Source organism: Candidatus Izimaplasma bacterium HR1, assembly GCA_000755705.1.
GTDB lineage: Bacteria > Bacillota_I > Bacilli_A > Izemoplasmatales > Izemoplasmataceae > Xianfuyuplasma.
This window is the reverse complement of sequence record CP009415.1, coordinates 450,284-464,964: the sequence shown is the minus strand read 5'-3', so window position 1 is coordinate 464,964 and position 14,681 is coordinate 450,284. Positions and strand designations below refer to the sequence as shown.

The window sequence follows — 14,681 nt, the reverse complement described above, 5'->3', positions numbered from 1 at the left end:
TTTCCTCACATTATTTACATATAAAAAAACCAAGAATAATCTTGGTTTCATATTTTCATTACCTCTCAATACATATAGATGTTTTTTTGTTATCTAAGTAATCACTTACTTCCTCTATTTTGACAATTCCTTAATCGACCTAAATCTTTATATGAATCTAATCAATTCTTTAATGTCTTTTCTTGGAGTAGGTGCAGAATGGACCCCACTTTCAAAACCATAGACGATTAATGCCCCAACAGATTCTTCTTCAGGAAGCTTAATAATTTCCCTAATTACTGTATCATCTATTACACCCATGATAACTGTTCCTACACCTTTTGCATATGCAGCTAGGCAAAACTGATGAGTCGCTATCCCAGCATCAAAAACTTCCCATGAGTTAGTTTTAGATGTGGCGTACTCATCTTTTCCTAACTTACCACTCTTGCCTTTAACATAACTTATTACCGCGACATTTCTAGCATTTAAAAGAGTCTTAATATTATATACAAATCCCTTTACTCCATCTTCAGCAATTCTTTTAATGCTGTTTTCGTCTGTGATAAATGTATACCTTGCAATTTGCAGATTACCCCATGATGGAGAATATTTTGTTAATTCAGAAATTTCTAACATTAATTCCTTACTTACTATTTCATTCTTATATTTTCTTACACTTCTTCTGTCTTTTAATAATGTAATTGCATCCATCTAAATACCTTCTTTCTTTCTATTACAAAACAATTGTATCATTCTTAAGCAATAACACAAGTTATGCATTTTTAATAACAAATGAATCAAAGTCCTTTAAAAGTAAAAAAAGATGCACATTTGAATGTTTCATCTTAAAAAACTATACATGAATTCCTAGATATTCATAGGTTAAAGCATCTAATTAAAATCACAATAACTTATCTTTTTTCTCGGTTTAAAAGATCATTTCTTTTAGATAATAACCCTACCCCTGTAAGAATAATTACTAAACCAACAAAAACATTCCAACCTGCTCTTTCAGCTAGGAAAATGTATGACCATAAAACTGTAAATAAAGGTATTAGATATGTTACTGTTAACGCTTTTACAGCTCCTACTTCCCTTAACAATTTATAGTACAATATGTAAGGAACAGATGTACACATTATAGCAAAAAACAACAGGTATAATATGTGACTTACCTGGATATCCAAAGATATTTTGTAAAAGAATGAGAATGGTAATAAGAACAATCCTGCAAAAAATAATGTTCCTAATGATAATGTAGTTGCATCAACATCTTTGTTTCTCTTCTTAACATATGTCCCAGCCAGCCCATAACATGCAGATGCTAGTAAACAGGCAAAAACACTAATAACTGCTTCAACAGTCCCTGTCCCAAAAGAAGTACTAGAAACAATAATAACTCCAAGAAAACCAACTATTAATCCAAGAATCTGTCTCGTATCAAATCTGTTCTTAAGAATAATGAATCCAAATAAAGCTCCAAACATTGGTGATGAGGAATTAAGAGTTCCACTTAATGAAGCATCTATATGTAATGCTGCAAATGCATAAAGTACAAATGGTATTGCTGAGTTTACTACTCCAACAAATATAAAGAAAAGAATATTTCCTTTAAAAGAAATCTTCTTTCTACTTACTAACATATATATAAGTAAAAACAGACTAGCTAAAAGCAATCTTAATGAAGATACTAATACTGGCCCAAATACAGGTGATATTACTTTCATAAATATATAAGAAGATCCCCAAAGAGAACTAATTATTACAAGTTGTGTTAATTGTCTAGTTGTCATACCTATCATCAATCCTTTCTCTTAAAGTATATCAAAAGACATACTAGATTTATACATCTAAAATATCTCTCTATTATTTGCTCATTTTTTCTATAGTTTACTTCACACAAAAACCGATAATATTATTATAGTAGGCAATACTAATAAACTCTCCGGAAGCGTGTAGATATGGTGGAGAATACTTGAGTCGAACTAGTGACATATTCACCCAACATAATCAAAAGAAAAACCCTAGTCTAATGACTAGAGTTAAATTTCAATTCTGGTGGAGAATATTGGGCTCGAACCAATGACCCCTTGCTTGTAAGGCAAGTGCTCTCCCAACTGAGCTAATCCTCCAAAACTGTATTGTTATTTTAACACTTAATTTTACTTTTGTCTATACCAAATAAAATGTTTGTTTACTATAATTATGTAGTGGTTTTTATGATATAATTATTTTGTATGCAAATATAAGTAAAGAGGGTGTTTTATATGAAAAAAGTTAGATTATATATTGGAATTCTAATTGTTACTATTACTGCAGCTATTTTTGTATCAGAAAACTTATTAGGAATTGATTTATTAGAAATCTTTAATCCTGATACAACTGCTCCTATTATTGATATTAGTGATGTTGAAGATAGTATCCAAAAGGATGGTATTATTGACTTAACTGTTATTACTTGTGATGACGATAGAGATTCTGAATGTGAAGTGTCTATATCAGGTTCAACGGATACAACTACTTTAGGCACAAAAGTAATTACCGTTACTGCAACAGATACTAAAGGTAACATAAGTGAAGTCTACCTAAGTATCGAAGTTGTTGATGTAGATGATGTTGTAGATGGCATAGACACAACTATATACGTTCCAGTTGGTTATTATGATGGTATTGACAGTTTAACTGGTGAAGCACTTAAAAATGCTTTAAACGACATAATTACAAACCATACCGAATTTCCTTATACTGATAAGGATCTTGACGACATGGATGTATGGAAAATGTTAAGAGCTGGAGATGAAGATCCAGATAACTCAAATAATGTATTGTTATTCTATAGTGATTTTAGTTGGCCTAAAGAGTGCCAAGATACAAATACATCTTTGCTTCCTGACATTTGTTTTGTAAACAGCGATAGAGACGAAGAGTATACAGAATGGAATAGAGAACATATTTGGTCTAAATCACATGGTGATTTTGCTGACGAAGATGGATATGCTTTTGAAGATTCATTTGGTGGCTATCCTCTTGGTGCACATACCGATGCACATCATTTAGTGGCAGCTGAAAGAAGTATGAATTCTATTAAAAATAATCGTTTTTTCGATGATTGTCATGATGGTGTAAACGATGATAACCTAGTAGACAGAGGTGCTGGAAATTATACATGTGGAGATTGGTATTTCGAACCTCGAGATGACATGAAAGGTGATGTCGCTAGAATGTTATTCTATATGGCAACTCGTTATGAGGGTGAAGATGGAGATTTCGTAGATTTAGAATTGACAACTGATCTTTACTTATATGAAGATTTAGCTACAGCTATTAAGAATAGTAAACTACCCTATTATGAAAGCTTAGAAGTTCTATTAAGATGGCATATTGAAGATCCTGTAGATGAATGGGAATTAGAAAGAAACGAAGCAATATTTCAATTTCAAGGAAATAGAAATCCATTTATAGATCATCCTGAACTTGTTGCACTTGTTTGGGGAACTACCGAAAATCCAACCGAATACGTAAGTACTACAGCTGAGTAAATATTACTCAGCTTTTTTTTACGAAAAGTTATTTATATCCATTTATTTAACTCAAGTATTAATATATAATATTTATAGAGAAATTATACGAGGAGGAATATATGAAATTTAGTGAATATAAGTATGAACGTCCTGATTTAGAGTTATTTAAAAAAGAAATGGAAGATTTACTAGAAACTTTAAACGGTGACATTACTTTAGAACAAGAAATCGAAGTCATCAACGAAGTATTTGGATTACAAGATGAACTGGATACAATGGGTGGCTTAGCTAGTGTTAGGTTAAGTCTTAATACTAAGGATGAATTCTATGAAAAAGAACAAGAGTTTTTCGATCAAAATGGTCCTATTATGCAACAATATAACCAAATGTTTATCGACAAATTCTTGGCTTCTAAAAACAAAGATGGTTTACAAGAAGAATTTGGAAAACTTATCTTTGAACAAGCTGAATTAGAAAAGAAAACATTCAAACCTGAAATCATTCCTGATTTACAGGAAGAAAATAAGTTGTCAACTGAATACTCAAAGTTAACAGCTAGTGCTGAAATTGAGTTTGATGGTGGGACTTACAACTTAAGTCAAATGCACCCTTTTGCTACTAACACCGATAGAGATGTTAGACATAGAGCTCAATTAGCTGTTTCTAACTGGTTTGAAAACAATGAAGAAAAATTAGATCGTATTTACAATGATATGGTTCAAGTGAGAAGCAAAATAGCTAAAGTACTTGGTTATGAAAACTTTGTGCAATTAGGTTACGATCGTTTAGGAAGAACCGATTATAATCATGTTGATGTTAAGAAATATCGTGATCAAATCTTTGAATCAGTAGTTCCACTTGTTTCAAAATTAATTGATAGAAAATCAAAGAGAATTAATATTGAAGATTCAAAATCATATGATTTACCTTTACAATTCCTAAGTGGTAACCCGACTCCTAAGGGAGATAAGGAGCATTTAGTAAATCAAGCTAAAGAAATGTATGAAGCTATGAGTAAAGAAACTGGTGAGTTTTGGAACTTTATGATGGATCACGAATTATTGGAATTAGAAGCAAAAGAAGGAAAAATGGGTGGAGGATATTGTACATACTTCCCATTATATAAATCACCATTTATTTTCTCTAACTTCAATGGTACTGCTGGTGATGTTGATGTCTTAACTCATGAAGCAGGACATGCATTCCAAATCTACTCAAGTAAAGAAAATATACCTGCTTATCGTTGGCCAACAATGGAAGCAGCTGAAATCCACTCAATGAGTATGGAGTTCTTAGCTTGGCCTTGGATCGATAAATTCTTCAAAGAAGATACTGAAAAATACTTATTCAGTCATTTGTCAGGAGCTATATCATTCTTACCTTACGGTGTTGCTGTAGATGAATTCCAACATGGAATCTATGAAAGACCAGAAATGACACCAGAAGAAAGAAAAACTTGGTGGCGTAAAACTGAGAAAAAATACCTGCCATATAAAGACTATGATGATGATAAATTCTTAGAAAAAGGTGGATTCTGGTTCCGACAAAGTCATATCTTTGGAATGCCTTTCTACTATATTGATTATACACTTGCACAAGTTTGCGCTTTCCAATATTGGATAAAAGCTCAAGAGAATCATTCAAAGGCTTTAGATGAGTACAAAGAACTTTGCAAGCTAGGTGGATCTAAATCATTTGTTGCATTACTAGATGCTGCAAAATTAGACAATCCATTTAAACCAGGTACAGTATCTAGAATTGTAAAACCAATTCAAGATTACCTAGATAATATTGATGACACAAAACTATAAGAGAAGCTTAAATGCTTCTCTTTTCTCTTTATTTAATTTTTTTGCTATAATGAGTATAGAAAGTTATACACATTAGGAGGAAAATATGGGAAAATCAGATTTAATCAAGTTTAGACACGATAATTGTAAAGGAATTTTTCATTATACAGTTTTTGAAGGAGCTTTTGTAGCCTTATCTGAACTGGATACAGGGAAAGTTTCTTATATAAAAAAACACGGAACTTTGGATATAACATTTGATCAAAAGAGTGAAACGTATGACATTATGAATATAGACATTGTAGAAGATAAAGAGTATGTTCAAAAAGTATATGATTATATGACAGCTTTAAGCAATAGTTATTTCAATGATGGTATTGAAGGACTTTGTGTACTAAAATTTCATAAATAACTAAAAAACACACTCCAAGAGTGTGTTTTATTTTTTTATGGTGACCCGTACGGGATTCGAACCCGTGAATGCATGCGTGAAAGGCATGTGAGTTAAGCCGCTTCTCCAACGGGCCATTTAATAGGCTTTTTTATTATAGCAATATATCATATTTAAAGTCAATGAAAATAACGAATTATAAAAAGAGAACCTTAAAGTTCTCCTTTTTTTACTCTCTTAACTAACTCTATAACTTTTTCCTTTATAATATCTCTAGTAATTTCAAATCCTGCTTTAGGACCGCCTGATGGATCATCTAAACCCCAGTCTTCTCTATGGTTAGTAGGAACATACGGACACTCTACTCCACAACCCATAGTAACGAGTATATCAAGTTGGTCTGGAATTTCACTTAATAATTTGCTTGATGCATAACTCATATCTATCCCTGCATCATTCATTACCTCTAGAGCCATTGCTTTTGGACTATCGTATTCCTCAGTTCCTGCAGAATAAACCTCAAGTTCATCTTTACCCAATATTTTAGCCCATCCTTCTGCCATAATGCTTCTACAACTGTTATGGACACATACAAATGCAATTACTTTCTTCATTCTAAACCCTCCTAGATTGTTCACTTTCTAGTGTAATTCTAATTACTTCTTTAGGAGTTACTCCGAAAACTTTCGCTACTTTTACAACTAGCAAATATGAAGGTGAGTACTTATTCTTTTCAAGTGAGATAATTGTTTGTCTTGTACAGCCAACTAAGTTGGCTAACTCTTGCTGTGACATATTTTTTGTATTAAACCTCATTTGCTTTATGTTATTAGTAACTGATTTAGTTATCATAGCCAATTCCTCTAGAATCTATTACATAATATGATAAACTACCCAAAGTATAAAACAAGCAAAAACTACTATATCCTAAAAACCAAAACCATTCTCTAGATATATCTTGTCCTTTATTAATATCATACATAACCATACAAAATAGAAAGACATACATCATCGTAGATAAAGCGGTAAATTGCATTGATTTAGCCTGTATCTTAATCATTCTTTCATCGGTAACTTCTTTTTTATTTCTAAAGAGTAAGATAAAATTTACAACTATCCCGATTAATATAATTAAACTTCCTACTAATTTTTCAATCTTTGGATTACTAAAAATAGTTAAATCCAACGCAGGAAAGAAGAATAAAATAATAGATAGCAATACTATTAGCCATACAATGCCATTAATTAGTGAACTTTTCCTTCTGATATCCATATTATCACCTCAACTATAATGTAATATATTTTTTACATATTGTCAAATATATATTACAATAAAAAGTAAAAAATACGCCAAAAGACGTATTTTTTATCAGTAATTAGTTACAAGAAGGAGTTTCAACTGCTTATAATTACTCTAGTTATATTCTCATTATAGAAGAATATACTTTGAATTTCAAAGTATTGAATAATATTTATAAATAGAAAAGGTAATGGTATAAAAAATTACAAATAAAGAATATTGAAATGCAAAAGATTGTAAGTATGGCTTAGTTGAGAGAAGATATGGACATTAATAAAAAAAACGGACAATGTCCGTTTTAATTTTTTACTGGCGGAGTAGGAGAGATTTGAACTCTCGCGCCGCGCAAACGACCTATACCCTTAGCAGGGGCACCTCTTCAGCCACTTGAGTACTACTCCAACTGTTAGCCTTTATATAATAATATATTTTAGGCTAACTGTCAATACGAATATCTCGGTTATTTTATAGTTATTTTATTAACTTGTGTAAGGAGCGTTTCCTTTAATCATTGTTAGTTGTAATCGATGACGTTTTAAATCAATATCTTTTACCCAAACAGTAACTATTTCTCCGACACTTACTACATCTAAAGGATGTTTAACATATTCTTTAGTTAATTGGGAAATATGTACTAAACCATCGTCTTTAACTCCACAGTCGACAAAGGCACCGAAATCTACTACATTACGTACTGTACCTCTTAATTCCATACCTGGCTTTAAATCATCTAGTTTCAATATGTCACTTCTTAAGATAGGTGCCTCAACATCATCACGAGGATCTCGTAATGGTGCAACAAAGACATCCATAATATCTTCTACAGTGTTGACACCTGCACCTAATTTACTTGCCAATTGCTTAATGCTTATGTCTCTAAATTTAAGTCGTAAAATTGGATTTCCAATTTCATCTGGAGTTAGTTTCAATTCCTTCATTAGTTGATCAGCAATTGGATAACTTTCAGGGTGAATACCTGTTTTATCAAATGGATTAGAACTATTTAAAACTCTCAAGAATCCTATTGATTGCTCAAAAGCTTTATCACCTAAGCGAGGAACCTTTTTAATTTCATCACGGTTTTTAAATGCATTTTTAGTTTCACGATATTTAACAATGTTTGTTGCGATAGTTTTATTTAATCCTGCAACATATTGTAGTAACTGCACACTAGCAGTATTTACATTAACACCAACTTGATTTACTGCAGTTTCAACAACAAAGTCTAAAGAGTTACTTAAGTTCTTTTGTGAAACATCATGTTGATATTGTCCTACACCAATACTTTTCGGATCTATTTTAACAAGTTCACTTAATGGATCTTGTAATCTACGAGCTATACTTACGGCACTTCTTTCTTCTACATGTAAATCAGGAAACTCTTTTTTCGCTAATTCACTAGCACTATATACTGAAGCTCCAGCTTCACTAACTATTACATAGAAGACGTCTTTATTGATTTCTTTTTCAACAAATTTGATGACATTGATAATAAATTGTTCAGTTTCTCTAGAAGCTGTACCATTACCAATAGCAACAATGTCGATATCATATTTCTTAATTAAAGCTGCTACTTTACGACCTGCTGTATTTCTTCTTTCAGCTGGTATTTTTTCTCCAGGGAACTTTTGATGTGGATAAATAACATCGATTTCTGTCATTGTACCCAGTTTATCAACTACAGCTAGTTTACAACCTGTACGATATGCAGGATCAACACCTAAAACCATTTTCCCTTTCATCGGAGGTTGTAATAATAAAGATCTTAAGTTTTCACTAAAGATATGAATTGCGTTATTATCTGCTTTTTCAGTTAATTCACTTCTTAATTCTCTTTCAATTGACGGTGCAATTAATCTTTTATAAGCATCTTTAACAGCATCTTTTACATAAGGGACAACAATAGATCTTTGATTCTTGACAACTTGGCGTTCTAAATATTGATGAATCTTTTCAGATTCAACTACGATTTTTACGGTTAAAACTTTTTCTTTTTCAGCTCGATTAAGAGCTAAAGCACGATACAACTTAACTTTATTTAGATGATCTTCATAATCGTAGTACATTTCATATGTACTCATCTCATCTTTTGCGTTCTTCTTGATTTTAGATTGAATTAATCCGTTTACGTATGTATAGTTTCTTACCCATTTACGATATTCACTTGAATCACTTATTTCCTCAGCGATGATATATAAAGCTCCTTCTATTGCTAACTCTATAGTTTCAACTTCTTCAGTTATAAATTCTTCAGCTCTCGATTCTAAAGAACCCTCTAAAGGGAATGTTTGAATGTAATCAGCAAGTGGTTTTAATCCTTGTTTGACTGCAATCGTTGCTTTAGTTTTCTTTTTTTCTTTAAATGGACGATAGTAGTCTTCTACATCTACTAACTTCTCAGCTTTCAATATGTCAGCTCTTAATTCTTCAGTTAATAGTCCTTTTTCATCAATTAAACGGATAACATCTTCTTTACGCTTTAATAAATTAAGTTTATACTCGTATTCCTTGTTAATGTCACGGATTTGCTCTTCATCAAGAGCTCCGGTTTGTTCTTTACGATAACGAGCAATAAATGGTACGGTATTTCCCTCGTCTAATAAAAGCAGCACGGTTTCTACCTGTTTCTTACCAATATTAAGCTTCCTAGTTATCTCACTTACTAATTTTTCATTAATTTCCATATCTTTCACCTCTACACAGATAAAAAGCCTTTAGAAGGCTAATTAATCAATAAGTCCGTATGATCCCTCTTCTATTTGTTTTAATAAATCTTTAATAATTGTAGGTCCAACTTCCATAGCAACAACTTTACCATTCTTTATTACCATAATCGTTGGTGTTCCTGGTATTGCTAATCCTGTAATAGGATCATAAACTGGAAATGCATTATAGTTATCTAAAGATACATTACCTGATTCTATAAAATACACTACTAATTCAGCATTGTTTGAGTCTGCAAATCCTAAAATATCAGGTTTTAAATCAGTGCAATGACTACAATTCACACCATAGTAATATAATAAATACTGCTCTTCATCTCGATCTAATGCGTGTTCCCATGATGATAAGTGATATACATTAAAATCATCATAATCTAAATCGTCTGAATTCACACATCCCGAAAGAGTAAATATCAATAGCGCAAATAAGGCCAATGCCACGTATTTATATTTTTTATTCGTTCTTGTAATAGTATGCATTTTATCACTCCTAGCCTTATTTATTTTATATTGTATATTAGATATTTGCAAGGAATATAGACTAATTACAATATTATATAAGTACTTTACTTTATTCTTTTATGCAGATAGCTACGGCATAATTTCTTGAATGTGAAATACTCACACTTACATGATCTTCTGGGCGATACTTAGAAACTATATAAGGTGCCCCAAATTCATCATTCAATATAATTACATCTTTAAAGTTTAATGGTTCATCAAATTTCTTATACACTTTTGTATAAGCTTCTTTTGCCGCAAATCTACCAGCTAAGTAAGAAATTTTACGACCTGTATTTTTTATTTGATGGTACTTGTTTAGTTCTTGTTCACTTAGTATTCTATCTACAAATCTATCAGTAAGTCTTTCTTTTATCTCTTCGAATTCAACAATATCTATCCCTATGTGCTTACTCATTTAAGTTACTCATAATCTTTTCTGCAAGGTCATTGATGTTCCTAAAGCGATGGTTTAAAGCTGATTTAGATATTGTTTTGTTGAAAAGATCATAACTGTGGTCTGATAGTTCATTTAATGATGACTCAGGATACTGTTTACGAAGCTCAATTGCTTCTTTTATACTTTTAGGTAGTTTAGCTAAATCTGTCATATTTTCTAAAACACTAATACTTCTTAATTGATTATTAGCAGCAGCAAGTGTTTTGTTTTGATTGGCGATATCCATATTCATAACTCTTGTTATTGAGTTAACAAAATCCCTTTTAATTCTTTCATCCTCATAAATAAATAGTGAGCTAATAGCTCCAGCTACTCTTAAAAAATCAGCGATTTTCTCAGATTCCTTAATATAAGAAATGTATCCTTTCTTTCTTTTCAATGTCTTAGCATTCAAATTAAAGAAATTCAGAGTCTCAGTTATATTTATTGCGTCTTGTTCTCTGTTGGAATGTATTTCTAAATGATAACTACTAGATTTTGGTGAATTTATTGAACCAGCAGCTAAAAATGCTCCACGGAGATAAGATCTTTTACAACATTCTTTAATTAATAGCGGTTCTGACAAGATGTTTTCACTAGGGCTCATCAAAGCTAACTCGTTTATAATCATTGAAGCCTTATTCTTTATAATTATAATATACATATCATGTTTTTGAAGTTTCATTTGTTTCTTACTTCTAATTTCAACATCAACATGATATAAATCCTTTACATTCTTAATAACTTTTCTAGCTATTCCTAAATTAGTAGTGTGAAATTGAACACTTAATCCTTCACTAGATATTGTTACATTTCCATTAATAGTTAAAAGAGCCGATAACTCTGCTAGTTTGCAGCAATCATCCGCTTTAACGTTTATTAATTCACTTTTTGTGTCAAATGCAAAACTCATATAAATCACACCTTAAATTCTTAATTTATTATACCAAATATGTAGTTAAAAGTCTAATTAAAAAAGAATAGGCATTGCGCCTATTCTTTAAATTTTATTTGATTTTTCTAAGTATCTTGCGACTTCAACAGCAGCAATACTTCCATCAGAAGCAGCTGTAATGATTTGTCGCAATTCTTTATTGATTACATCACCTATAGCATATATACCAGGAACTCTAGTTTCCATTTTTTCATTTACTTCAATATAACCCCATTTATTAGTAATGTTAAGATCTTTAGCAAATGATACTTCAGGTATTTGTCCGATAAAAACAAAAGCTCCTTCTACTGTAAGATCCGATTCTTCTTTAGTTTCAACATTTCTTAATGTAATGCTAGTTAATTGATTATCACCATTAAATGAAACTACTTCATATCCTAACATAAAGTCCATTTTTCCAGTTGCTTTAGCTTGTTCTACCGCTTTAGCATCAGCCTGTAATGATGGCAAAAGGTTAATTACTGTAATGTGTTTAACGGTTTTGGTTAAAAAGATTGCTTCCTCAATAGCACTATTACCGCCACCAATTACTGCGATATCCATTTCTTTAAAGAATGCTCCATCACAAATCGCACACCAGCTTACTCCTCGTCCAGTTAATTTTGATTCACCAGCAGCTTTTGTACTTCTTGGAATTGTTCCGCTCCCAATAATTACAGCTCCAGCTTCAAAAACATCACCTGTTTGAGTATGAACTTCCTTAAGTGTTCCTTTATCAATAATGTTAGTAACGTCGCCATAACGGTACTCTACACCAAGTTCTTGGGTATGATTAAACATCTTTTCACTTAATTCAAATCCACCAATTTTACCAAAACCAGTATAGTTTTCAATTTCGAAAGTAGTCATCATTTTACCACCAGGAGCGGCTTTTTCTAACATCATAGTTTTTAAGTTTGATCTTTGTGTATATATAGCTGCTGTCATCCCACCAGGTCCAGCACCAATAATTATTACATCATATTTTTCCATTATATTCACCTCGAAATAAATTATAATACTTTTTAAATAGTTTGTTCAGTATTTTGCATTTTTTATTTTTCTTCTTCTAATGATAATTCTTTATATTTATTCAATTCATCCTCAAATTCGGTTATTTCAGGATGTTCTCCTTGTAACCACTCATCATCTTTTTGTTTATCTATTACTTCTTTTAAAATTAAGAATTTAGTAGTGATTTCTACATCTGTTTCTTCATTAACACTAGAATTTTTATATTCATTCATTTTATCTTCAAAATCATTTATAACCTTGTTTTGTTCCAAAGCAACATGATATTTCTTTTGCTTAATTACTGTTCGTAATAATACTGCAAGAACTATTCCACCTATAATCATTAGTATACTTATTAACTGCGCAGTTCTAATTCCAGTATTCAAAATGTATAAACTATCTGTTCTCATAGCTTCGATGAAGTATCTACCCGCACTATACCATATTAGATAGAAAGCTAATAAATCACCTTGTCTAATTTTTTTAGTTCTTCTTAAAACCAGCATTAGAATAAATCCAGCGACATTCCATAATGATTCATATAGGAATGTTGGATGATAGTAATTTAAACCTTCATTACCATATAAAAACATATTGTTTGTAATAAAATCTGGTAAATGTAGTTTATCAGTTAGGAATGCACGTTGCGCATCCCATGTTGAGCCACTTCCACCTATTACACCACCGTGAGCTTCTTGATTAAAGAAGTTCCCCCAGCGTCCCATTGCTTGAGCAATTAAGAATCCAGGTGCCATTAAATCAAATGCACCAAAGATACTTACTTTTTTCCATTTAGTAAAGAAATAAGCACTAACAAAAGCAGTTATAAATCCACCATGAATAGCTAAACCACCATCAGTGATATTAATAATTTTCATAATATCCCAAGCGTATTTATCCCACTCAAAGACAACATACCATAATCTAGTACCGACAATACTTAATGGTACGATGATTAACAATCCATCAAGAAGTACATCTTTATTGATTCCTAATTTTTTTCCTTCAAATAAACCTAACACAGCAGCAATAATAATACCTGACATTATCATGACACTATATTTATACCAAGTAATAAATCCTAAATCTAAAAAGATATTAGGGATTGGATCAAACACATGATCTACAATAAGAGTTAACATACTTCTTCCTCTATTCTTCTAATTTATTTTTTCTTTTCAATTCTTCATCCAAAGCAGTTGTAAATTCTAGAGCAGCATTCTCACCCATATACTTTAATCTTGCGTTAACAGCAGCTACTTCAACTAAAGAAGCGGTATTTCTACCTTCACTAATTGGCATAACAATATGAGCAACATCAGTATCGAAGAATTTAATTGTGTGATTTTCTAACCCTAAACGGTCGTAACTAGAAGTTTCATCCCATTGTTCTAAATCAACAACTAACATAATCTTTTTGTTTTCCTTGAATGCTTTTGCACCAAATAATTTTACGACATTAACAATCCCAATACCTCTTATTTCAAGATATTTCCTTAAGATTGGTGGCGCTTCTCCAACTACTACTCCAATTTCACGTTGATATACATCAACTCGATCATCAGCTACTAATTGGTGTCCTCTTCTTACTAATTCTAAAGCTACTTCACTTTTACCTAAGCCACTTTTACCTCTAATTAAAACCCCAACCCCACTAACATCAACTAATGTCCCATGGAGACTTTTTCTTTCAGCGATTTTACTACTTAAGTATTGGTATAGGCTACTTAGTAAAGATGAAGTTTTCTTTTGACATTTAAGAATTGGAATATTATATTCGTTACCTTTTCTTACAAATATTTCTGGAATTTGTGCATTTCTTGAGAATATAAAACAAGGTGGACTCTTCTTAAATAACATATCCACTCTTATTTCTTGGTCTTCTTTGTTTAACCATCCAAAAAAGGCAACTTCTTTGCTTCCAAGAACTTGAACACGATCAAATTCATAGAAATCAAATAAACCTGCTAATTCAAGTCCTGGTCTAGATACTTGAGCTTTTAAAACTTTATTTGAAAGCCCACCTTCTCCACTTACCAACTTGATATTATAATCTTCTACTACTTGTTTTACTAATAATGACATC

15 protein-coding genes and 3 tRNA genes are annotated in these 14,681 nt (G+C 31.5%); 3 read left to right on the top strand and 15 right to left on the bottom strand.

Features of this window, described 5'->3' with window-relative positions; all coding sequences use genetic code 11:
* Nucleotides 1–147 precede the first annotated feature (147 nt).
* From KQ51_RS02395 to KQ51_RS02385, 3 genes are all read right to left on the bottom strand, one after another.
* Nucleotides 148–693: a nitroreductase family protein gene (locus tag KQ51_RS02395; RefSeq protein WP_038468463.1), complete on the bottom strand. Its 546-nt coding sequence runs from the start codon at nt 691–693 to the stop codon at nt 148–150.
* Nucleotides 694–893: 200 nt separating this feature from the next.
* Entirely contained in the window at nt 894–1,784 is an 891-nt protein-coding gene (locus tag KQ51_RS02390) for a DMT family transporter (protein ID WP_038468460.1), read from the bottom strand.
* A 254-nt stretch (nt 1,785–2,038) separates the two neighbouring features.
* A tRNA-Val gene (locus KQ51_RS02385) sits at nt 2,039–2,114 on the bottom strand.
* A 135-nt stretch (nt 2,115–2,249) separates the two neighbouring features.
* On the opposite strand from KQ51_RS02385, the gene KQ51_RS02380 reads away from it, so the two are divergent.
* The 3 genes from KQ51_RS02380 to KQ51_RS02370 all read left to right on the top strand — a co-directional run bounded on the left by KQ51_RS02380 (nt 2,250) and on the right by KQ51_RS02370 (nt 5,705).
* The gene (locus tag KQ51_RS02380; RefSeq protein ID WP_052609067.1) at nt 2,250–3,521 is read left to right on the top strand and encodes an endonuclease; all 1,272 of its coding nucleotides are present in this window, start codon (nt 2,250–2,252) and stop codon (nt 3,519–3,521) included.
* A gap of 101 nt (nt 3,522–3,622) precedes the next feature.
* Nucleotides 3,623–5,314, top strand: coding sequence for a M3 family oligoendopeptidase (locus KQ51_RS02375; RefSeq protein WP_038468457.1), 1,692 nt, complete (start codon nt 3,623–3,625; stop codon nt 5,312–5,314).
* Nucleotides 5,315–5,399: 85 nt separating this feature from the next.
* A complete protein-coding gene (locus KQ51_RS02370) occupies nt 5,400–5,705 on the top strand; it encodes a hypothetical protein (RefSeq protein ID WP_038468454.1) in 306 nt (101 codons plus the stop codon).
* A 38-nt stretch (nt 5,706–5,743) separates the two neighbouring features.
* On the opposite strand, the gene KQ51_RS02365 is transcribed toward KQ51_RS02370, so the two are convergent.
* From KQ51_RS02365 to hprK, 12 genes are all read right to left on the bottom strand, one after another.
* Nucleotides 5,744–5,820: transfer RNA gene (locus KQ51_RS02365), tRNA-Glu, on the bottom strand.
* A 76-nt stretch (nt 5,821–5,896) separates the two neighbouring features.
* On the bottom strand, nt 5,897–6,298 hold the full coding sequence (locus KQ51_RS02360) for an arsenate reductase ArsC (protein WP_038468451.1): 402 nt from the start codon (nt 6,296–6,298) through the stop codon (nt 5,897–5,899).
* A gap of 1 nt (nt 6,299) precedes the next feature.
* Nucleotides 6,300–6,536, bottom strand: a complete 237-nt coding sequence (locus KQ51_RS02355; RefSeq protein ID WP_038468448.1) for a helix-turn-helix transcriptional regulator — start codon at nt 6,534–6,536, stop codon at nt 6,300–6,302.
* Nucleotides 6,526–6,957, bottom strand: coding sequence for a DUF2178 domain-containing protein (locus tag KQ51_RS02350; protein WP_038468445.1), 432 nt, complete (start codon nt 6,955–6,957; stop codon nt 6,526–6,528). Before KQ51_RS02350 ends, KQ51_RS02355 begins: the two co-directional genes overlap by 11 nt.
* Before the next feature lie 337 nt (nt 6,958–7,294).
* Nucleotides 7,295–7,385, bottom strand: a tRNA-Ser gene (locus KQ51_RS02345).
* A 78-nt stretch (nt 7,386–7,463) separates the two neighbouring features.
* Entirely contained in the window at nt 7,464–9,668 is a 2,205-nt protein-coding gene (locus tag KQ51_RS02340) for a Tex family protein (RefSeq protein WP_038468443.1), read from the bottom strand.
* A gap of 42 nt (nt 9,669–9,710) precedes the next feature.
* On the bottom strand, nt 9,711–10,187 hold the full coding sequence (locus KQ51_RS02335; RefSeq protein WP_038468440.1) for a thioredoxin family protein: 477 nt from the start codon (nt 10,185–10,187) through the stop codon (nt 9,711–9,713).
* 91 nt (nt 10,188–10,278) lie between these two features.
* On the bottom strand, nt 10,279–10,626 hold the full coding sequence (acpS, locus tag KQ51_RS02330) for a holo-ACP synthase (RefSeq protein WP_038468437.1): 348 nt from the start codon (nt 10,624–10,626) through the stop codon (nt 10,279–10,281).
* Nucleotides 10,619–11,560 carry a DNA-binding protein WhiA gene (gene whiA / locus KQ51_RS02325; protein WP_038468434.1) on the bottom strand — a complete coding sequence of 314 codons (942 nt, stop codon included), beginning with the start codon at nt 11,558–11,560 and terminating at the stop codon, nt 10,619–10,621. The genes acpS and whiA overlap by 8 nt, the downstream gene beginning before the upstream one ends.
* Before the next feature lie 87 nt (nt 11,561–11,647).
* On the bottom strand, nt 11,648–12,574 hold the full coding sequence (locus KQ51_RS02320) for an NAD(P)/FAD-dependent oxidoreductase (RefSeq protein WP_038468431.1): 927 nt from the start codon (nt 12,572–12,574) through the stop codon (nt 11,648–11,650).
* Nucleotides 12,575–12,636: 62 nt separating this feature from the next.
* Nucleotides 12,637–13,737 carry a prolipoprotein diacylglyceryl transferase gene (gene lgt / locus KQ51_RS02315; RefSeq protein ID WP_052609065.1) on the bottom strand — a complete coding sequence of 367 codons (1,101 nt, stop codon included), beginning with the start codon at nt 13,735–13,737 and terminating at the stop codon, nt 12,637–12,639.
* Nucleotides 13,738–13,747: 10 nt separating this feature from the next.
* Entirely contained in the window at nt 13,748–14,680 is a 933-nt protein-coding gene (gene hprK / locus KQ51_RS02310) for an HPr(Ser) kinase/phosphatase (protein WP_038468428.1), read from the bottom strand.
* Nucleotide 14,681: the final 1 nt, after the last annotated feature.